Raw genomic sequence first — 21,607 nt, 5'->3', positions numbered from 1 at the left:
CAGCGCACGACGCTGAGGAGCAATCAGGCTGCTACCGCCTGTTTATCGGTCAACCCCATCGCAGCTCGTTCACTCGGTGGCACCAGAACCTTGAAACGGCTCCTCGCTGCAGGCCAGTCGGAGAGCAGTGCCGTGGCCTTCTCACTGCCGGTAGCTGCGACATGAAGTTCCAGCAGACCCTTGAGTGTCGACTCCTGCTCCGCAGTGGTAATCGGACAGACCGCCACGATCTCCGGATTGACACGCGCAATGACACGGTCACCCTCATCAAGCAGGAATGTGACACCACCGGTCATGCCGGCACCAACGTTGCGGCCAGTGCTCCCGAGAACAACAACAACCCCTCCGGTCATGTATTCGCAGCAATGGTCGCCGGCGCCTTCCACCACCGTGCGTGCTCCACTGTTGCGCACACCGAAACGCTCCCCTGCACGCCCATGAGCGAACAGCTCCCCACCGGTGGCGCCATAGAGGCAGGTGTTGCCGAGAATCACCTGTTCGCCTGGATGCGCTGTTGAATCAGCCGGCACAAGGGTGATGCGACCACTGTTCATGCCCTTGCCGACATAGTCGTTCGCCTCCCCTTCGAGACGGACATTCATGCCCCGAACGAGGAATGCACCGAAGCTCTGACCCGCAGCTCCGCGGAAGGTGAGATCGAGCTGACCCAGAAAACCGCGGTTGCCGTGACGCTGAGCGATCTCTCCGGCAAGGCGAGCACAGACGCTCCTGTCGGTGTTGATGATCTCAACGGTGCGGCGGATCGTTCGCTGGCTTTCAATCGCCTCCATCAGCTCGGGATCAGCCAAAAGCTGATCCTCCAGGATCGGACCGTTGCCGTGGGCTTCAGAGCTGTGCGTCAACCATGAGCGGTCTTCGGAACCGGTGATCGGTGCCAGCAGGCTGGAGAGATCAACGCAGCTGGTTTTGGCCAGTGACACATGCCTGGGCCTGAGCAGTTCACTGCGGCCGATGAGATCCTCAAGTCGGGCCACTCCAAGCAGACTCATCAGCTGACGGACCTCTTCAGCGACATACCAGAAAAAGTTGACCACGTGCTCAGGCACTCCCGTGAAGCGCTCACGCAGGTTCTCCTTCTGGGTTGCCACACCAACCGGGCAGCTGTTGAGGTGACAGACACGGGCCATCACGCAACCCTCGGCGATCATGGCGATCGAACCGAAGCCGTACTCCTCGGCGCCGAGCAGGGCAGCAATCACCACATCCCAGCCGGTCTTGAGACCGCCGTCGGCCCTGAGCAGAACACGATCGCGAAGACCGTTCTCAAGCAGTGCACGATGCACCTCTGTAAGCCCCAGTTCCCATGGGCCACCCGCATGCTTGATCGAACTCAGCGGTGAGGCTCCCGTGCCGCCGTCATGTCCGGAGATCTGGATCACATCGGCATTGGCCTTGGCCACACCGGCCGCAATGGTGCCGATGCCGATTTCGGCAACCAGCTTGACGCTGACCGGAGCTGCGGGATGCACCTGGTGAAGGTCATGGATCAGCTGGGCCAGGTCCTCAATCGAATAGATGTCGTGATGAGGCGGTGGCGAGATCAGGGCCACACCCGGTTTGCTGTTGCGCAGCCAGGCAATGTACTTATCAACCTTCGGACCGGGAAGCTGACCTCCTTCGCCGGGCTTGGCTCCCTGAGCCACCTTGATCTCCAGCTGTTTTCCGCTCCTCAGGTATTCAGCTGTGACGCCGAAGCGCCCCGAGGCGATCTGTTTGATCGCTGAACAGGCGGTGTCGCCGTTCTGGAGGCCTCCGATGCTGGGGAAGGCGACCGAACGACCCTCTTCATCCACATCCGTGAGCACCTGAAAACGAGCAGGGTCTTCACCACCCTCTCCGCTGTTGCTCTTTCCGCCGATGCGGTTCATCGCCACGGCAAGCACTTCATGAGCCTCCCGCGAGAGGGCTCCGAGGCTCATGCCACCGGTGCAGAAGCGGGTGCAGATGCTCTCAACGCTTTCCACCTGATCCAGGGGCAGTGGAGATGATGCGACCTTGAACTCCAGCAGATCGCGCAGGGCCATCACCGGACGGTTCTCAAGCAGCGTCTTGTAAGTGGAGAAATGGTCGTAACCGGGGCCCTGGGCGAGTGCCTTGTGCAGCGCTTTGGAAAGCTCAGGGTTGTTGCGGTGATACTCCGCACCATTGCGGTACTGAACGAAGCCCATGAACTCCAGCTTGCTGCGGTTCAGCTCAGGAAACGCCTTGGCATGCATCGAGAGTGTCTCGTTGGCCAATTCCGCCAGGGTCATCCCGGCAACGCGACTGGTGGTGCCGCTGAACGCCGTATCGATCACGTCAGCTCCCAGCCCGATCGCCTCGAAGATCTGCGCGCCGTGGTAGCTGGCAAGCAATGAAATGCCGATCTTGGAGAGAATTTTCCTGAGACCGTTTTCCAGGGAAATACGAACGTTGGCCTGAACCTGATCCGCACTGAGATCGGGAAGCTTCCCCTGCTCGATCCGTTTTCTTGTTTTGGGATGCTGGAGCCAGTGGCGGGTGGTCTCCCAGGTCAGCCAGGGACAGACGGCACTGGCGCCGTAGCCGATCAGACAGGCCATGTGATGCGTGCTCCAGCACTGGGCCGTGTCGACGACCAGGGAACAGCGCAGACGCAGCTTGCTGCGGAGCAGATGGTGGTGAACGGAGCCCACAGCCAGAAGAGCAGGCACCGCGACAGTGGTGGCAGTCAGTGGTGTGGTCGAACCATCGGAATCAACCCGGTCGGAGAGCACCAGAACCTGAGCACCGTCATGAACGGCCTGCTCAGCGGCCTGGCAGAGGGCCTCAAGAACGGACTGAAAGCCACCCGTGCAGGATTCAGCAGCCACCTGGGTGGAGAGGAATTGAACCGGCAGTCCTTGCTGGCTGATCCCCTCCAGCTCGGCCTCGTTGAGAACAGGAGTTTCAAGGTGAATCACCGAAGCGGCTTCTGCCTGGGGTTTCAGCGCCGGACGCCGCTCTCCGAGATGCATCTCGAGGCTCATCACCAGCTGTTCCCGCAGAGGATCGATCGGCGGGTTGGTGACCTGAGCAAAACGCTGCTTGAAATAGTCGTAGAGCAGGTGGGGTTTGTCTGAGAGAACCGCCAGGGGAATGTCATCCCCCATGCAGAAGGTGGGCTCCTTTCCGAGGGAGGCCATGTCACCGATGATCAGATCGAAATCCTCTGCGGTGAAGCCCATGGCGGTCTGCAGACGCAGCAGGTCGAGCTCCCCGACCTGCTGCGTCTGAGTCCAGGGCTGGGGTCGCACGCTGCGGCGGTGCTGATTCAGCCAGTCGGCATAAGGGAAACGAGCAGCGGCGTCCTCTTTCACCAGCCAGTTGTCGAGGAGCTGTCCGGTCTGCAGGTCCACCGCCAGCATCTGGCCGGGGCCTAGCCGGCCTTTCTGAACCACGGTTTTTCCGCTGAGATCGACCACACCGGTCTCAGATCCCATGATCACGAAACCGTCGTCAGTGGAACACCAACGAGCCGGACGCAGCCCGTTGCGGTCAAGGGTTGCACCGACGCGCTTGCCGTCGGCGAAAACCAGCAATGCCGGTCCGTCCCAGGGTTCCTGAATACCGGCATTGAACTCATACATCGCCGTGACATCAGGGCGACTGTCAAGATCCGGCTGGTTACGGAAGGCTTCAGGCACAAGAGTGATCAGGCTGTCAGTGACGGATCGGCCACTGCGCACCATCAACTCCAGCGTGGCGTCCAGGTTCGCCGAATCACTGAACGCGGGATTGACCACCGGATTGAGGTCATCGGCGGCGTCCCCCCAGACTCCCGAGAGGCTGGCTTCAGAGGCTTTGGCCCAGTTGAGATTGCCCAGCAGAGTGTTGATCTCGCCGTTGTGCCCAAGCAGCCGCATCGGTTGGGCCAGTGGCCAGCGCGGAAGGGTGTTGGTGCTGAAACGCCTGTGGTAGACCGCAAAACTCACTTCAAAACGGGCATCGCGCAGATCCGCGTAGTACTGGGCAAGCACTTCCGAACGCACCATGCCCTTGTAGACAACGGTTCGGCTGCTCAGAGACGCCACGTAGAGATCGCGTGACTTCTCCAATCCCCAGGCCTGCCTTGCCCTGGAACCCACACGACGCCTTAGACGCAGCAGCAGAGCTTCGAAGGCATCACCTTCGGGTCCACCCTTGACGAGCCATTGTTCGATGGCCGGCGCTGTTTCACGAGCCATTGGCCCAAGAACCGCCGAGTCGACAGGAACCTCACGCCAACCCGCGAACTCGAGTTGGAGGGCGGCGGCCTCCTCTTCAAAAAAACGTCGAGACTGCTCGCGGCGCTCAGCATCCGTGGGCAGGAACATCATTGCCAACCCCTTTGCAGCATTGGCTTCCGGCCAGATCGCTCTGAGGTAGGACCAGGGGATTTCACACAACACTCCCGCACCGTCTCCGGAGTCAGAGTCACCCCCGCAGCCACCACGGTGCTCCATGCAACCGAGGCCACGCAGGGCCTGTTTCAGCACCCAATTGCTGGGATGACCCTGCATCTGTGCCAGAAAACCCACACCACAGGCATCCTTCTCACCAGCCACTGCCTGGGGCGCAGCGCTGTCGCTGTAAGGCCAGGAGGAGCCGGTGAGGTGAGTCATGACCTGGATAAAAGTCGGGCTGGCTTCGCTCTGGATGCAACATCCATCACGGGGCATTTTCGATCCTAAGGATCGGCCACCCCGGCTAGCGTCTGCGCATGTTGATGCCTACCCCTCCTCCGGCACCGGTCGCTGAAATTCGCGCAACTAATCAGATCAGCGGCACGAAGCTGAAAGTGGGGGGCACTGAATCAAAGGGGTCCTGGCTGTGGGTTGGGGATGACCGACGGTCTCCGCAGCAGCTGTGGATCCCGCTGGATCTGCTGATCGGACGCCTCGGTTTTCAACGTGGGCGCTCAGCCAATGCCGAAACACTGGAATGGTTCGGTCAGCAATCACCTTTGGGAACACTGAGCAAGCGCTCCCTGGGTGATGAAGTGGCGATCGACGCCGCACCCTGGTTCCGGTCACTGAATGTCACAACCAGCCATCGCGCTGGAGTCCTGTCGGTTGCGCTGAAGACTCCCAGAGTGCTGAAGCTGCGTCAGGGGCGCGGCAGCATGGCCGGCCGGCTTGTTTTCGATCTCACCGGGCCTGCTTTGGTTCAGCGACAGAACAATGACCTGCTGCTCGGGGTTTCGATCACTGCCCCCCAGGCCGCACAGCTGCGAACAGTCGGCCTGAAGATCAGACGCGAACGTCAGGGGCTGCGTCTCGAAGACAGCGCTGATCGTCCGACGCTGACACTGGCGTCTCCCTGGAGGATCGTGATCGACGGGTTGAAGCCCCAGCAATCCTCCGCAGGCCGAACTACCGCCAGTGCATTGCAGGCGGCTCTGCTCAATCCAGTGATCCAGGCCGAAACCCGCAACGGTCTGGTTCTTGATGTGCGCACGGTTCGGGTCGGAGTCAAGCCGGTGAAAATCTTCAGAGCAGGCGCTCCGTTCAATAGCAGAACGCTCGGGCTTCGACCGCTTGCGGCGCGTGGAGCACAGACAGGGATTCGCTTTCTCAGCCAGCTGGCTCAGCCCGAAAAAGCACTGCTGGCAGTGAACGGAGGTTTCTTCAATCGAGTGCGCCAGCTGCCTCTGGGCGCTCTTCGTGTCGATGGGATCTGGTTGTCAGGACCGATTCTCAACCGGGGAGCGATCGGCTGGACGCCAGGTAACAAACTTCTTTTCAGCCGTCTCCGTCTCGATCAGTCCATGCAGGTCAATGGGGGTCGTCGCTGGGGCTTGGGATTTCTCAACAGTGGCTATGTCCAACGTGGACTGAGTCGCTACACACGGGCGTGGGGGCCCTTCTACAAGGCTCTCAGCGGAGAGGAGAGAGCCGTCACCGTGCGGGATGGAGTCGTCACCGAACAGCTTGATCGTGCCGCACTCAACCGGGGCGTTCCCTTGGCTGCAGGGACCTCGCTGATTGTGTCCCGTGCAGGAGCGCCACTTCCCGCTCGGCCCGGTGATCAGGTCAGCATCAACCTGCGGTCATCCAGTCCTGTCGGAAACCAGCCGAATGTGTTGGCGGGAGGTCCGCTTCTGCTGAACGACGGTCAGGTGGTGCTGAAAGGCCGTCAGGAGGGCTTCAGTACGGGATTCCTCTCCCTTGCGGCGCCGAGGACGGTCGTCGCCCAGGATGCCGCCAACGTCTGGCTGATGACTCTCAAAGGCGCCAATGGCAGTGATCCCACCCTGCTGGAGACAACACTTGCTCTCCGGCAGCTGGGAATGCTGGACGCTCTAAATCTTGACGGTGGCAGCTCAACCACCCTTCTGGCAGCCAACCGAACCGTGATGACCGGACGGGGGGTGACTCCCAGGGTTCAGAACGGTCTTGGACTCGTTCGCCGCTAAGCGAGAGTTGGCACACTGATTTCCTGTTGATCCCAGGATCATGGGTGCCTCGCTGCAAATCACCGCAACCGCAGCAGCCGAACTGTGTCGACAGGCCGCCGTTGCAGGCACTCCAGGAGTCATGCATTTCGACCTCAGCGCAGGTCGACCCGGTATTGTGGTGGATTGTCGAATCAGGTCGGATCTCCGGCCGCCACGCGACCGTCGATGCCAACCATTCAGCAACTGATCCGGACCGAGCGCCAGAGCTCCAAGGCGAAAACCAAATCGCCAGCTCTGAAGGCGTGCCCTGAACGACGTGGAGTTTGCACCCGCGTGTACACCTCCACACCAAAGAAGCCGAATTCGGCTCTTCGCAAGGTGGCTCGTGTGCGCCTCACCTCCGGGTTCGAGGTCACCGCTTACATCGGCGGCATCGGACACAATCTTCAGGAGCACTCGGTTGTCTTGATCAGGGGCGGTCGTGTCAAGGATCTTCCCGGAGTTCGCTACCACATCATCCGCGGCACTCTCGACACCGCAGGGGTCAAGGATCGTCGTCAGTCCCGTTCCAAGTACGGCGCCAAATCTCCGAAGGAATGACGTCTGCAGGTTCCCTTGGGGGCCGACGATCAACATCACCTTCACCTTTACCAGTTCACTTTTCATCTGACAGTCCATGTCACGCCGTAACGCCGCCGTCAAGCGCCCGGTCCTCCCCGACCCCCAGTTCAACAACCGTTTAGCCACGATGCTCGTGGCTCGGTTGATGAAGCACGGCAAGAAGTCAACGGCACAGCGAATCCTGTCCGACGCCTTCAGCCTGATCGGAGATCGCACCGGTGGTGATCCAATCGAGCTCTTCGAAACGGCTGTGAAGAACGCCACGCCTCTCGTTGAAGTGCGGGCACGTCGCGTTGGTGGCGCCACTTATCAGGTCCCGATGGAAGTGCGCCAGGAGCGAGGTACCGCCATGGCACTTCGCTGGCTGGTGAGTTTCTCCCGTGCCCGCAACGGCCGCAGCATGGCCCAGAAACTCGCCGGCGAACTGATGGACGCTGCCAACGAAGCTGGCAGCGCCGTTCGCAAACGCGAAGAAACCCACAAGATGGCCGAAGCCAACAAGGCTTTCGCCCACTATCGCTACTGATCCAACACCGCTCTGACGCCTCGTTTGCTCAGGGCGGACCTGTAGGATCTCACCCGCCTTTTTACGCCCCACCCCGGAGTTTCCTGTGGCTCGCGCCTTTCCCCTGGAACGCGTCAGAAATATTGGTATCGCCGCCCACATTGATGCGGGCAAAACCACCACGACAGAACGGATTCTGTTCTATTCCGGCGTGGTTCACAAGATTGGTGAGGTGCACGACGGTGCCGCAGTCACCGACTGGATGGCCCAGGAGCGCGAGCGTGGCATCACCATCACTGCCGCTGCCATCTCCACCAGCTGGAAGGATCACCGGATCAACATCATCGACACCCCCGGGCACGTCGATTTCACCATTGAGGTGGAGCGCTCCATGCGCGTGCTCGACGGTGTGATCGCCGTTTTCTGCGCTGTGGGCGGAGTTCAGCCCCAGTCGGAAACAGTCTGGCGCCAGGCCGACCGCTACTCCGTTCCCCGGATGGTGTTCGTCAACAAGATGGATCGCACGGGAGCAGACTTCCTCAAGGTTCACGGCCAGATCAAAGACCGCCTCAAGGCGAATGCGGTTCCGATCCAGCTTCCCATCGGCGCTGAAGGTGAACTCAGCGGCATCATCGATCTCGTCGCCAATCAGGCTCATATCTACAAGGATGATCTCGGCCAGAACATTGAGGTCACTGATGTTCCCGACGACATGAAGGATCAGGTCGACGAGTGGCGCAACGTGCTGATGGAGACCGTCGCCGAGAACGACGAAAAACTGATCGAGAAATTCCTCGAGACCGGTGAGCTCTCACTTGAGGAACTGAAGAACGGCATCCGTGAAGGCGTTCTGAAGCATGGCCTGGTTCCCGTTCTCTGCGGCTCCGCCTTCAAGAACAAGGGTGTTCAGCTGGTGCTTGATGCAGTCGTCGACTACCTGCCCGCTCCTGTGGACGTTCCTCCGATCCAGGGCGTTCTGCCTGACGGCAAAGAAGCCGTTCGTCCCTCCGATGACAAAGCACCCTTCAGTGCTCTGGCCTTCAAGGTGATGGCAGACCCCTACGGCAAACTCACCTTTGTTCGGATGTATTCCGGCGTTCTCGAGAAGGGCAGCTACGTGCTCAACTCAACCAAGGACAGCAAGGAGCGGATCTCCAGGCTTGTGGTGCTCAAGGCGGATGACCGAGAGGAGGTTGATGCACTTCGCGCCGGTGACCTTGGCGCTGTTCTGGGTCTGAAGAACACAACCACCGGCGACACCCTTTGCTCTGTTGAAGAACCGATTGTTCTGGAGACACTGTTCGTTCCGGAACCCGTTATCTCAGTTGCCGTCGAGCCCAAGACGAAGGGTGACATGGAGAAACTCTCCAAGGCACTGGTGGCGCTGGCTGAGGAAGATCCCACTTTCCGGGTCAACACGGACGCTGAAACTGGTCAGACCGTGATTGCCGGAATGGGTGAACTTCACCTGGAGATCCTCGTTGACCGGATGCTTCGTGAATTCAAAGTGGAAGCCAATATCGGCGCACCGCAGGTCTCCTATCGCGAAACCATTCGAGCTTCATCAAGAGGAGAGGGCAAGTTCTCTCGTCAGACTGGTGGTAAGGGTCAGTACGGCCACGTTGTGATCGAGATGGAGCCAGGAGAACCGGAATCCGGCTTTGAGTTCGTCAACAAAATTGTTGGCGGTGTCGTTCCAAAGGAATTCATCAAGCCCTCTGAGATGGGCATGAAGGAGACCTGTGAATCCGGCGTGATCGCCGGGTTCCCGATGATCGACGTCAAAGTCACCATGGTCGACGGCTCCTATCACGATGTGGACTCGTCGGAGATGGCATTCAAGATTGCCGGCTCCATGGCCTTCAAGGATGCGGTCAAGAAGTGCAACCCAGTGCTCCTTGAGCCGATGATGAAGGTCGAAGTCGAGGTCCCCGAGGATTTCCTCGGTTCGATCATCGGCGACCTGTCCTCTCGGAGGGGGCAGGTCGAAGGTCAGGCAATTGACGATGGCACGTCAAAAGTCTCGGCCAAGGTGCCCTTGGCCGAGATGTTCGGCTACGCCACCGAACTCCGATCCATGACCCAGGGTCGGGGTATTTTTTCGATGGAATTCAGCCACTATGAGGATGTTCCTCGCAACGTGGCTGAGGCCATCATTTCCAAGAATCAGGGCAATTCCTGATCTCTACCCCCCTTTCAATCCACCCCCGATTCTTTAACCAAAATGGCACGCGAGAAGTTCGAAAGGAACAAGCCCCACGTCAACATCGGCACCATTGGCCACGTTGACCACGGCAAAACAACCCTCACTGCAGCGATCACCAACGTGCTCGCCAAAAAGGGGCAGGCAGAGGTCCAGGATTATGCCGATATCGACGGTGCACCCGAGGAGCGTGAGCGCGGGATCACCATCAACACCGCCCACGTTGAGTACGAGACCGATTCCCGCCACTACGCCCACGTGGACTGCCCTGGCCACGCGGACTATGTGAAGAACATGATCACAGGTGCCGCTCAAATGGACGGCGCGATTCTCGTCTGTGCCGCCACCGACGGCCCTATGGCCCAGACCAAGGAACACATCCTTCTGGCCAAGCAGGTGGGCGTTCCCGCTCTGGTGGTTGCACTGAACAAGTGCGACATGGTCGATGACGAAGAGATCATCGAACTGGTGGAGATGGAGATTCGCGAACTGCTCTCCAGCTACGACTTCCCCGGTGATGACATCCCCGTGGTTCAGGTCTCCGGACTGAAGGCCATCGAGGGGGAGGCTGAGTGGGAGGCCAAGATCGAGGAGTTGATGGCGGCTGTTGACGCCAACATTCCAGAGCCTGAGAGAGAGGTGGACAAGCCTTTCCTGATGGCGATCGAGGATGTCTTCTCCATCACCGGCCGAGGCACTGTCGCGACCGGTCGTATCGAGCGCGGCATGGTCAAGGTCGGCGAAGAAATCGAAATCGTCGGCATTAAGGACACCCGCAAGACCACGGTCACCGGCGTGGAGATGTTCCGCAAGCTGCTCGACGAGGGCATGGCCGGCGACAACGTGGGCCTGCTGCTTCGCGGCATTCAGAAGGAAGAAATCGAGCGCGGCATGGTGCTCGTTAAGCCCGGTTCCATCACCCCTCACACCAAGTTCGAAGGTGAGGTGTACGTATTGAAGAAGGAAGAGGGAGGTCGCCATACCCCCTTCTTCGCTGGCTACCGCCCGCAGTTCTACATCCGGACCACTGATGTGACTGGTCAGATCACCGCTTTCACCGCTGACGACGGCAGCGATGTGGAGATGGTGATGCCTGGAGACCGCATCAAGATGACCGGTGAGCTGATCTGTCCAGTGGCCATCGAACAGGGCATGCGCTTTGCCATCCGCGAGGGCGGACGCACCATTGGTGCCGGCGTGGTCTCAAAGATCATCGAGTGATCTGAATCAGAGATGAACAGAAGGATGGCCTGATTCCTGTCAGACCATCCTTTACTATCTCCAAATGAATCGAACGTTGTTCAACACGCTCGATCCGCACCTCGACAATCCACCTCTCGTGATCTCCCCAGGAGATTTCTTCGCGCTTCATGTCCACTGCAATTGCCCAGCAGAAGATCCGCATCCGCCTGAAGGCGTTTGATCGCCGCATGCTGGATCTGTCCTGCGACAAGATCATTGAAACCGCCGATAACACTGCAGCCACTGCGATCGGACCGATTCCTCTTCCAACCAAGCGCAAGATCTACTGCGTGCTCCGCTCACCTCATGTGGACAAGGACTCACGGGAACATTTCGAAACCCGCACGCATCGCCGCATCATTGATATCTACAGCCCTTCCGCAAAGACGATCGATGCTCTGATGAAGCTTGATCTGCCCAGTGGAGTGGACATCGAGGTCAAGCTCTGAGCCGAGCACGATCACCTGGTCAGCTGCCTAAGATTCTTTCCTTCGACTGTTTCATGTGTGGCTGACCTGTCCGTCAGAGAACTGCCTTTATTTCCTCTGCCGGACGTCGTTCTGTTCCCCAGCGACGTTTTGCCGCTGCACATCTTTGAGTCGCGTTACCGGATGATGCTGCAGAGCGTTCTTGAAAGTGACCGCCGCTTCGGGGTTGTTCGCTGGGATCCACGCAGTCAGAGCATGGCCAGCATCGGCTGCTGCGCTGAGGTAATTCAGCACCAGACTGGTGATGATGGTCGTAGCAACATCGTGACGCTTGGGCAGCAGCGTTTCAGAGTGCTCAACGTGACCCGCGAGACCCCTTTCCGCAGTGCGATGGTGAGCTGGATTGAGGATGATCCGGAAGCTGACATCGACCAGCTGCACACCCTCAGTGAATCAGTCACCAAGGCTCTGCGGGATGTGGTCGAATTGACCGGCAAGCTCACCGATTCCCCCACGGCACTGCCGGAGGATCTCCCTGACCTGCCGAGAGAACTTTCGTTCTGGATCGGGGCCCACCTCGGTGGTCCTGTGGCAGATCAACAGCAGGAGCTGCTGGAACTCACGAGCACCCGGTCCCGACTGGAACAGGAGTTCGAAATGCTCGATGAAACCCGTCGTCAACTTGCGGCACGCACAGTGCTGCGCGACACCCTTTCCTCCGCCGATTCAGGCAACGGTTGATGTCTCTTTCCACTTTTCTTGGTCCGGCCGTCATCGGACTCGCCGCTGCAGCCGGTGCCTACGCACTCTGGACCAGACGCAGCAGAACCTATCACTCCAGTGAAAGCGTCGCCTCCGCTTACGACGCGTGGACAGAGGACCGGCTTCTTGAAACCCTCTGGGGTGAACACGTGCACCTCGGGCATTACGGCGATCCTCCGGTTCGACGTGATTTCCGTCAGGCCAAGGCGGATTTTGTGCATGAACTGGTGCACTGGAGCGGACTGGATCGCCTGCCACCGGGATCGAAAGTTCTCGATGTGGGCTGCGGGATCGGCGGCAGTGCAAGGATCCTCGCGAGGGACTACGGCTTTGATGTGCTGGGAATCAGCATCAGTCCGGCGCAGGTCAAACGTGCCACTGACCTGACGCCCGACAATCTGTCCTGCCGGTTTGAGGTCATGGACGCGCTGGATCTGAAGCTTGAGGACGGGACATTCGACGGGGTCTGGACCGTGGAGGCAGGACCGCACATGCCTGACAAGCAGCGCTTCGCCGACGAACTTCTACGGGTTCTGAAGCCGGGCGGCACGCTTGCAGCCGCAGATTGGAACCGTCGTGACCCTCGCGATGGCGCACTCGATGCCCGCGAACGCTGGGTAATGCATCAGCTGCTGACCCAGTGGGCTCACCCGGAATTCTCCAGCATTCCCGGTTTCAGGCAGAACCTGGAATCCAGCAATCAACGGCATGGACTGGTGGACACCGATGACTGGACCAGAGCCACACTGCCGTCATGGAATGAGTCGATTCTGGAAGGGTTCCGCAGGCCCGCCGCAGTGCTGAGACTCGGCCCACCTGCTCTTTTGCAGGGACTGCGGGAGGCTCCCACCATGTTGCTGATGCGCTGGGCTTTTGCCCGGGGAATGATGCAGTTCGGTGTGTTCCGTTTGTCTTCCGATCAGGTGAACTCCGAGCTGGGATAAGCGCCGAAATCAGCCAGATGCTCACACAACGGCTGAAGAAGAGTCTGCAGTTCCATCAGCACGGCATCAGCTGCTGCGATTGGCAACTCCACATCAACAAAGAACACGTACTCGCCGAGCTCCCGCTTGGAGGGTCTTGACTCGATTCGGCTCATGTTCAACCCCAGGCCAGCAATGGCCTGAAGAGCTTCGATCAGAGCACCAGGGGCATTGCGGTGCAGGGAAAACGCCAGGCTGGCCACCTGGCCATTGCGCAGACGCTCACCGCGATGCAGAAGCAGAAAACGCGTCCTGTTGCCAGCGACATCATTCACCGGGAAAGCCAGTTCCGTCAGGCCCTGAAGTTCCCCGACGGAACGATCGGCGATCGCAGCTCTGAAACGACTGCCTTTCACCATCCTGGCTGCTTCGGCTGTGGACGTCGTTGGCAGCTGTAGCGCCTGAGGAAGATGGGTTGCCAGCCAGCCACTGCATTGCGCCAGGGCCTGGGGGTGTGACAGCACCTCGGTCACACCCTCGATCGAACCACTGCCGAGCAGAGCGTGCCGGATCGGAAGAACCAGCGCTCTGCGGATACAGAGATCGGAATGTGACCAGAGAGCATCGAGGCTGGCCGTGACGCCACCCTCAACAGAATTTTCAACCGGCACCACGGCGGCTTCGCAACGGCCATCAGCAACATGATTGACCACTGAACGAAGCCCTGTGCAAGCCACCAGTTCGGCCGCACTGATCTGCTCAAGCCGGAGCATTTCCCGGGCTGCGCGCTCACCGTAGGTGCCTTCCGGCCCAAGAAACGCGATCCGCATCGGCATGGATCCAAGCACTTGCATCGATAGGATCATGCCGCGTCAGCACAAGGGGCATGACCCTTGCCTTCCGCGCCAGCCAACATCTAGATCTGCCGGTCGAACACCAGACTGAGCGCCTACGCAGCTACCTGCGAGAGGAAGACCGAGTGATCAGGGCTCTTCTGGATGCTCGCCAGATCGACAGGATCGAGCCAGGGCGCTACCGCTACGACCTCACCACTCTGAAGGTGTTTCAGCTCCAGGTCTGTCCAGTGGTATGGCTGGGAATCAAGCATGGAGATGGAATCATCACCATCCAGGCAACCGACGCAACGATTGAGGGAGTTGGCCTTGTGGATGACTTCGAGCTGAGTCTGGAAGCAGTGCTGGAAGTCGCTGATCAGGGCCTGAAGGGTGAGGCCAGGCTTGGTGTGAATGTGAGTCAGCCGCCCTTGCTGAAGCTGATTCCCAAACGGGTGCTGGAAAGCACAGGAGAGTCCATTCTCAGCGGAATCCTGATGACGATCAAAGGTCGGGTCGGGCGTCAGCTGGTCAGGGATTTTCAGGACTGGTGTCTGCAGTCAACTGAGCAGCAGGAGACAGATTCAGACACCTCTGAACAGCTTGGTTAGAAACGTGTGACGATGCATCGGGGTGGGTCCTGAAGCCAGCAGAGCCGCGCGATGTTGAGCGGTGCCGTAACCAGCATGCCGCTCCAGTCCATAACCAGGAAATCGTTGCGCAAGCCGGCGGATCAGCGCATCTCTCGCTTCCTTAGCCAGAACACTGGCGGCAGCGATCGATGCCTCCTGACTGTCGCCGCGGACGATGGTGCGCTGCGGTCCGGCCCAGGGGCGAAGGGTGAGAACACCATCCACAAGCACCAGCTCAGGGGGCTGGGGAAGCCTTTGAAGAGCACGGAGCATGGCAAGTTCAGTCGCCACCCTGATGCCCTTGGTGTCCACCTCTCTGGCAGACCCCTGGCCAAGTGCCCAGCACGTGGCACGGGCTTCGATCTCCGGCACCAGGGCAGCCCGTCGTCTTGGCGACAGGGCCTTGCTGTCAGTCAGGCCAAGAATGGAGAGCTCCTGCGCAGCGGAGTCGCGAAGGCTGACAGCCGCAGCGAAAACAGGTCCGAACCAGCATCCACGGCCAACCTCGTCAACGCCGACAATCACTCGCTGGCAGCGGAGGAACGGCGGCGACGGCGACCCGGACGCGCCTCCTCAGGAGACGTGTGAGGCTCGGCGACCGCAACTGCAACAGGCTCAGGTGCCTTTGACTCAGTCTCTGCAGGGGGCGGCGGATCAGACGGGGCCGCGTTGTCAGCCGATCCCTCCAAAGGAGTGATTTCAACAAGCAGCGGAGCATCGGCCGAGACTCCCGGAGTGGATGCTGAAGCCGACACCGATGCCGCTGAAGCCTGTCGCCCTGCACCGCGACCTCCGCGGGAACCGCGGCGACGGCGGCGCCCTGAACTGGCCGCCAGCTGCTGTCGGGCTTCCTCCAGGACAGCGTCAGCATCTTCTCCCGGTCGCACCACACGCACCAGCAGATTGTCGGTGTCAGGCGGTGGATCCAGGAGCAGCACAGGGTTCAGACCCAGCCAGCCGTAGACCTTCTCCTGATCATCATCCATCGGAACAGCGATCAGTTCAGGATCCTGACGCCGATTGGCACCAGCAGGCTCAGTGGCCTCGGACGATGATTCAACGGCGACAGTCGGCTCCAGACCGGATTCAACGACAGAATTTCCGACGGCGCTGTTGGCACGACCTCGGCCGCCACGGCGGCGACGGCCGCCACCTGAGTCGGATGTTGCGGAGACTTCCGCCCTCGCCGAAGCCGACGATCTCACGAGACCGGTGGCGGACGCCTGTGGCTGGGGCAGAGCCTGACCTGGCAGGACGGGTTCATAACCAGGAGAGGGACGTCCAAACAGCTCATAAATGTTCTGCCCCTGACGCTTGCGCGTCATCTCAACCAATCCCAACTCAGTGAGCTGAGCGATCTGGGGGCGCGCCGAGTCATCGCGCATGGATGTCATGAAATGCTCCAGCAGCTGCAGCTGGTCTCGGCGGGAATCCATATCGATGAAGTCGACGATGATCACACCACCGATGTTGCGCAGCTTGAGCTGTCGCCCGATCTCTGCGGCAGCCTCGCAATTGGTCCACAACACCGTTTCCCTGGCGTTGGCGGAGCGAGTGAAGGATCCCGAGTTCACGTCAATGACCGTGAGAGCTTCCGTGGGTTCAATGATCACGTAGCCGCCTGATGGAAGATCCACCCTCGGCTTCAGGGCATCTCTGATGGCGGCGTTGACCTTGAAATGCTCGAGCAGCTCACTCGATTCGTTGTGAGCCTCCACAGACACATTCGCCCCCTCCTGTCCCATGAAGTTGGCCACACGTTCCACCGCTGCGGCGTCGTCCACAACGACACGCGTCAGCTCCGGGCCGGTGTGGTCGCGAAGGATGCGATGGATGAAATCCTCATCCCGATTGAGCAGCACCGGAGGCGCCGCTGTTTCAGCGGCTTTCTGAATGGCCTCCCACTGGCGCAGCAAGGACTCCAGATCATCGATGAGCTGGTCTTCACTGACGCCTTCGGCTTCAGTGCGAACAAGCAGACCGGCACCGGGAGGTTTCACCAGAACTCCAAGCGCTCGCAATCGATTGCGTTCCCCTTCTGCACTGATGCGTCGTGAGATGTTCACGCCCTGACCGCTGGGCTGCAGCACCAGGTAGCGACCAGGCAAAGCAAGATTGCCGGTGAGACGTGGTCCCTTGGTCCCGGTGGGCTCCTTCATCACCTGAACCAGCACTTTCTGGCGGGGTTCAAGCAGTTCCGTGATCCCGGCAGCTCCTTTTTTCAGACGCAGTGGACCGAGGTCGGTGACATGGATGAAACCGTTTTTCTCACTCTCACCGATATTCACAAACGCGGCATCAATGCCGGGCAGCACGTTTTCCACCGTGCCGAGATAAACATCACCGATCTGATAGCGACCTTGCGCCACGATCAGTTCATCAACACGATCATCGTTCAGAACCGCCGCGACGCGCAGCTGTTCAGCGATGACGATTTGCTGGGGCATAAACAGGATCTGACGACGTCCGTCAGGACAGATCCCGATCAACGAGCCATCGGGCCCATTGCACGGGGGTGAATTGAAATTGCTTGAAGAGACCCTGAGGTCGGAATGGCACGGAGTAAGTCACTCCTATGGCCGATCCACATCAGCGCATTGGCGCTGGCTGGAGCAGAGGCTTAGGCCTCTCGTTCCAAACAAAGAAGGGACAAGAAGACCGGGACTGATCCGTGGCTCAAGCCTCCGGATGGAAGTCCTCAATTGAATTTAGCACTGCACCAGAGTGAGCTCCACCCGGCGAACACGGGAGAGTGACAACTTTGAACCCAGTTGATGTGAAAGCCAGAGCTGCAGCTGTGCTGGCTTAAGGCTGCGTCCCTGCGGATCAACGGCAGCGAGTAGCTCCAGCTCAACACTGCAGCCTCCTGAACCGGGTGAGGCCACCGTCCAATGGAGCAGGTGCAGTTCCCGCAGCAGACCACGGAGATCCCGACGACGAGGCCGTCCCTTCTTGTCGGTGTCCTCCCAGATCAGCTCGTTCTGTGAGACCAGATCCGTGATGGCCTGCGACCAGAGGGTGGCATCTGATCCCAACGACGGCTCGCTGGAGCTGAGCACGAAGCGCCAGCGACTGGCCTGCAGTTGCTGAGCGAGGCTGGGCGACGAAACGGGCACCGGATCAGCGGAGATCAGATGCAATCCGGGAGGCAGAGTCTGCTGCCAGAGCTTCATCACCTGCATTGCATCCACAGGCTCGACAAATTCCAGGTCCATCCATTCACCCTCTCCTTCAACACCCAGTGGGAGTGCAAGAGCCAGCTGCAGTCTCGGCAGGGGATGAAACCCACCTGTGAAGCTCACAGGCAGCCCGGTCCTTCGTAAAGCCCTCTCCAGCAGCCGCACTAGGTCGAGATGACTGAGCAGCGCCATCGCACCGGTTTTGCTGAAGCGAAAGCGGATACGGCTGGCACGTTCACTCGGCGGCGCCTGCTGTGGCCTGGCCAAGGGAACCGTCGGTGGAGCCACCACGATGTTGTGGCCCAGCTCGGGGCCACAGACACCGCAGCTGCTGCACCCATCAAACGAACAGTCAGGCACAACGGTCGAGGCAAGCGCACGCTGCAGATCCTCTGCAAGCCAGTTCTTATCGATACCGCTGTCGATGTGATCCCAGGGGAGGGGTTGCCGGCAGAAGGTCTTGAGATCATCGCGGTCAAGAGCCGACACCGCCGACCAACCGCCGAGCTCCATCTGCCGGTAACGACCGTCCAGGCCGGCATGAGCAATCGCTCTGGTCCATGCGTTATATGTGCGATCCAGAGCTTCGAACCAGGCATCCATTCCTGCCCCAGCTCGCCAGGCCGCCTCGATCACAGGTGCCAGCCGCCGATCTCCCCTGCCAACGAAATCCTCCATCGCCGAGAGGCGCACATCCGTGAAGTTGAAACGCACTCCGCGAAGGCGTCGACCTGCATCTCGCAGAAGCTGCTGACGTCTCAGGAACTCGGCGGTGGAAACGCTGTGCCACTGGAAGGGAGTGTGGGGCTTCGGCGTGAAATTGCTGATGGTGATGTTCAGGCTGAGACGTCCCAGATCCCGGCAACACTCCTGAAGCATCCGGCAGGTTTCGGCGATGCCGAGCACGTCGGCATCGGTCTCTCCAGGGAGTCCGATCATGAAATAGAGCTTGACCTTGCGGTATCCGTTCTGCATGGCGGTACGGATCCCCTGCAGCAGGTCATCGTCGGTGAGACCCTTGTTGACGATGTCGCGCAGACGCTGGGTGCCTGCCTCAGGGGCGAACGTGAGGCCGGCCTGACGGGCACCACCGAGGATATGGGCGATGTTCTGATCGAAACGATCAACTCTCTGACTCGGGAGCTGAAGGGTGACATTGCGATCGGCCAGTCGATTGCGCAGCTCCACACCGACGGCCGGCAGCGCCAGGTAGTCACTGCAGCTGAGCGAAAGCAGTGAAAAATCGCTGTACCCCGTCTGACGCATGCCTGTCTCGACAGCCTCGATCACGGCTTCAGGCTCCACATCCCTGGCCGGCCGGGTGAGCATCCCCGGCTGGCAGAAACGACAACCTCGCGTGCAGCCCCGGCGAATTTCCACAGTCAGCCGGTCATGGACAGTCTCCACGTGGGGCACCAGCCCCATCGCGTAATGGGGCATCGGCGTGGCCACCCTGCGAAGCACCCGTTTGGGCAAGCCTGGCTTCAGCGGCTCAAGGCTGACTCCATCCTTCCCTGGGGCATACAGAGAAGGCACGTAAACCCCTGGCACCAGTGCCAGATCAAGCAGCAGATCTGAACGGGTCAGTCCTGCCTCCTTGCCTTCGGCCAGCACCAGGCCGATCTCCGCCAACAGCTCTTCACCATCGCCCAGAGCAATGAAATCGAAGAAGGCGGCATAAGGCTCCGGATTGCTGGTTGCAGTCGGCCCACCCGCAAAGATCAGTGGAGGGGCCCCAGGGTGGTTGAGAGGGAGGTCTCCCCGATCTGCAGCCCGGATCGGGACCCTGCAGAGATCCAACATCTCCAGGATGTTGGTGGCACCCAGCTCGTAACTCAGGCTGAAGCCGAGGATGTCGAACGCATTGAGAGGCCAGCGACTCTCCACACCGAATAGTGCCTGTTCACGCTGCCTGAGGCGTTCGGCCAGATCAGCTGCAGGCAGGTAGGAACGATCACAGACCTGCCCGGGAAGAGCATTGAGGATCGAATAGAGGATGATGTGCCCAAGATTGCTGGAGCCGACTTCATACAGCTCCGGGTAGGTGAGGGCCCAGCGGACTCTCGCACCGTTCCAGTCCCTTGGCTCGACTCCAAGTTCATGGCCCATGTAGCGAGCGGGTCGATTGATGCCCGCATCAACCAGCTCGTCAAACGACACCGGAGTGGTGGAGGTATTCAGCGCGACTGTCACGGTCTGCCGACCCGACTTTCTTCATCGTATGTAGCAGGATGCCCGCAGAAATCGGTCTTTCTGTGGTCCAGGTCAACGGCAATTACCTCAAACTCAAGGCGGGCTATTTGTTCCCTGAAATCGGGCGTCGGGTGAAGGCCTTCGGCGCCGCCAACCCCGATGCAGCACTGATTCGCCTGGGCATCGGAGACGTGACGGAGCCGCTGCCACTGGCCTGTCGGGAAGCGATGAAAACGGCCATCGATGAGATGGGAACCGCGGAAGGATTTCATGGTTATGGCCCTGAACAGGGTTACGGCTGGCTGAGAGACGCCATCGCCAGGCACGACTTCCAGGCACGAGGCTGTGACATCAGCGCCGATGAGATCTTCGTTTCCGACGGATCCAAGTGCGACAGCAGCAACATCCTCGACATCCTCGGAGAGGGCAACAAGGTCGCCGTCACTGACCCCGTCTATCCGGTTTACGTGGACAGCAACGTGATGGCCGGTCGCACAGGTGAATCCGGAGACGAAGGTCGCTACGCAGGCCTCAGCTATCTGCCCATCAGTGCCGACAACGGCTTCACTGCCGAGATCCCCAGCGAACCGGTGGATCTGATCTACCTGTGCTTTCCCAACAACCCCACAGGTGCAGTGGCGACGAGGGAACAGCTGCAGGCCTGGGTTGACTACGCCCGTGCCAACGGATCCCTGATCCTGTTCGACGCCGCTTACGAGGCCTTCATCCAGGACCCCAGCCTTCCCCACTCGATCTTCGAGATTGAGGGAGCCCGTGACTGCGCCATCGAATTCCGTTCGTTCTCCAAAAATGCAGGGTTCACAGGCACGCGCTGCGCACTGACCGTTGTCCCCAAGGGACTCAGAGGCAAAACCTCCGATGGTGAGCAAGTTGAACTCTGGAGTCTCTGGAACCGGCGTCAGAGCACCAAGTTCAATGGTGTGAGTTACATCGTGCAGCGCGGCGCTGAAGCCGTCTACAGCGAGGCGGGCCGGCAAGAGGTGAAAGATCTGGTGTCCTTCTACATGGAGAACGCCGCAATCATCCGCCGCGAACTCAGCGCAGCTGGCCTCACCATCTATGGCGGCGAACATGCTCCCTATGTGTGGATCAAGACTCCCGACGGGATGGATTCCTGGGGATTCTTTGATCACCTGCTCAACCAGGCGAATGTTGTCGGAACTCCCGGCAGCGGATTCGGCGCGGCGGGCGAGGGTTACTTCCGCCTCTCGGCATTCAACAGTCGCGACAATGTCGACACCGCGATGGCGCGGATCAAGGCCCTCTGACTCGTTCGCTGTGCTCCCAGTCCCTCTAAATTGCCAACATCCGAGATCCATGGTCATGGCGGTGGACACCCCCAGCCGTAGCCCAGGTGGAGCAGCTGTTCTGGACAAGGCGCCGGAAAAGGTTCGAAAACGCTCCCCCCGATACAAGGTGCTGCTTCACAACGATCCGGTCAATTCCATGGAGTATGTGGTCACCACCCTGCGCCAGGTGGTACCCCAGCTCAGTGAGCAGGACTGCATGGCGGTGATGCTCGAAGCGCACAACACGGGTGTTGGGCTGGTGATCGTCTGTGACCTCGAGCCGGCTGAGTTCTACTGCGAAACTCTCAAGGGGAAAGGACTCACCAGCACCATCGAGCCGGAGGAGTAATCGTTAATCCCGTTGCAAACGCCTGGGGTG

The 21,607-nt window shown here is 59.9% G+C and carries 16 protein-coding genes and 1 pseudogene; 12 read left to right on the top strand and 5 right to left on the bottom strand.

Annotation, left to right across the window (positions count from 1 at the left end):
• Positions 1-23 precede the first annotated feature (23 nt).
• Positions 24-4,622: a glutamate synthase large subunit gene (gene gltB, locus SIB56_RS13430; protein ID WP_413324394.1), complete on the bottom strand. Its 4,599-nt coding sequence runs from the start codon at positions 4,620-4,622 to the stop codon at positions 24-26.
• A gap of 104 nt (positions 4,623-4,726) precedes the next feature.
• On the opposite strand from gltB, the gene SIB56_RS13425 reads away from it, so the two are divergent.
• The 9 genes and pseudogenes from SIB56_RS13425 (at position 4,727) to SIB56_RS13385 (ending at position 13,102) form a co-directional block, all read left to right on the top strand.
• Positions 4,727-6,415 (top strand): phosphodiester glycosidase family protein, encoded by a 1,689-nt coding sequence (locus tag SIB56_RS13425; RefSeq protein WP_413324392.1) that lies wholly within the window; start codon positions 4,727-4,729, stop codon positions 6,413-6,415.
• Between the two features lie 40 nt (positions 6,416-6,455).
• A pseudogene (locus SIB56_RS13420) lies at positions 6,456-6,560 on the top strand (AIR synthase); the annotation flags it as partial.
• A gap of 62 nt (positions 6,561-6,622) precedes the next feature.
• Positions 6,623-6,997: a 30S ribosomal protein S12 gene (gene rpsL / locus SIB56_RS13415; RefSeq protein WP_066904579.1), complete on the top strand. Its 375-nt coding sequence runs from the start codon at positions 6,623-6,625 to the stop codon at positions 6,995-6,997.
• 76 nt (positions 6,998-7,073) lie between these two features.
• A complete protein-coding gene (gene rpsG, locus SIB56_RS13410; RefSeq protein WP_066904590.1) occupies positions 7,074-7,544 on the top strand; it encodes a 30S ribosomal protein S7 in 471 nt (156 codons plus the stop codon).
• Positions 7,545-7,629: 85 nt separating this feature from the next.
• Positions 7,630-9,705: an elongation factor G gene (gene fusA / locus SIB56_RS13405; protein WP_413324391.1), complete on the top strand. Its 2,076-nt coding sequence runs from the start codon at positions 7,630-7,632 to the stop codon at positions 9,703-9,705.
• A gap of 42 nt (positions 9,706-9,747) precedes the next feature.
• A complete protein-coding gene (gene tuf, locus SIB56_RS13400) occupies positions 9,748-10,947 on the top strand; it encodes an elongation factor Tu (RefSeq protein WP_413324390.1) in 1,200 nt (399 codons plus the stop codon).
• A gap of 149 nt (positions 10,948-11,096) precedes the next feature.
• Entirely contained in the window at positions 11,097-11,417 is a 321-nt protein-coding gene (rpsJ, locus tag SIB56_RS13395; RefSeq protein ID WP_006042265.1) for a 30S ribosomal protein S10, read from the top strand.
• A 57-nt stretch (positions 11,418-11,474) separates the two neighbouring features.
• Entirely contained in the window at positions 11,475-12,137 is a 663-nt protein-coding gene (locus SIB56_RS13390; RefSeq protein ID WP_413324389.1) for an LON peptidase substrate-binding domain-containing protein, read from the top strand.
• The gene (locus SIB56_RS13385; protein WP_413324388.1) at positions 12,137-13,102 is read left to right on the top strand and encodes a methyltransferase domain-containing protein; all 966 of its coding nucleotides are present in this window, start codon (positions 12,137-12,139) and stop codon (positions 13,100-13,102) included. The genes SIB56_RS13390 and SIB56_RS13385 overlap by 1 nt, the downstream gene beginning before the upstream one ends.
• Here the strand turns inward: SIB56_RS13385 and pheA are convergent.
• A complete protein-coding gene (gene pheA, locus SIB56_RS13380) occupies positions 13,078-13,917 on the bottom strand; it encodes a prephenate dehydratase (RefSeq protein WP_413324387.1) in 840 nt (279 codons plus the stop codon). The genes SIB56_RS13385 and pheA overlap by 25 nt on opposite strands.
• A 50-nt stretch (positions 13,918-13,967) precedes the next feature.
• Between pheA and SIB56_RS13375 the strand changes: the two genes are divergently transcribed.
• Positions 13,968-14,525 (top strand): DUF1997 domain-containing protein, encoded by a 558-nt coding sequence (locus tag SIB56_RS13375; protein ID WP_413324386.1) that lies wholly within the window; start codon positions 13,968-13,970, stop codon positions 14,523-14,525.
• Here the strand turns inward: SIB56_RS13375 and SIB56_RS13370 are convergent.
• The 3 genes from SIB56_RS13370 to SIB56_RS13360 form a co-directional block, all read right to left on the bottom strand.
• On the bottom strand, positions 14,499-15,071 hold the full coding sequence (locus SIB56_RS13370) for a ribonuclease HII (protein WP_413324385.1): 573 nt from the start codon (positions 15,069-15,071) through the stop codon (positions 14,499-14,501). The genes SIB56_RS13375 and SIB56_RS13370 overlap by 27 nt on opposite strands.
• A complete protein-coding gene (locus SIB56_RS13365) occupies positions 15,068-16,993 on the bottom strand; it encodes an Rne/Rng family ribonuclease (RefSeq protein WP_413324384.1) in 1,926 nt (641 codons plus the stop codon). Before SIB56_RS13365 ends, SIB56_RS13370 begins: the two co-directional genes overlap by 4 nt.
• Before the next feature lie 261 nt (positions 16,994-17,254).
• Complete coding sequence (locus SIB56_RS13360; protein ID WP_413327426.1) at positions 17,255-19,834, bottom strand: TIGR03960 family B12-binding radical SAM protein; 2,580 nt, start codon at positions 19,832-19,834, stop codon at positions 17,255-17,257.
• A 146-nt stretch (positions 19,835-19,980) separates the two neighbouring features.
• Between SIB56_RS13360 and SIB56_RS13355 the strand changes: the two genes are divergently transcribed.
• A complete protein-coding gene (locus SIB56_RS13355; protein ID WP_413327424.1) occupies positions 19,981-21,207 on the top strand; it encodes an LL-diaminopimelate aminotransferase in 1,227 nt (408 codons plus the stop codon).
• A 49-nt stretch (positions 21,208-21,256) separates the two neighbouring features.
• Positions 21,257-21,577: an ATP-dependent Clp protease adapter ClpS gene (gene clpS, locus SIB56_RS13350; RefSeq protein ID WP_115124922.1), complete on the top strand. Its 321-nt coding sequence runs from the start codon at positions 21,257-21,259 to the stop codon at positions 21,575-21,577.
• Positions 21,578-21,607: the final 30 nt, after the last annotated feature.

The sequence above is a fragment of the Synechococcus sp. MIT S9503 genome (assembly GCF_047304175.1).
In the GTDB taxonomy this organism is placed as follows: Bacteria; Cyanobacteriota; Cyanobacteriia; order PCC-6307; family Cyanobiaceae; genus Synechococcus_C.
Note: the sequence above shows the minus strand (reverse complement) of the source record. Positions and strands in the feature narration are given on the sequence as shown.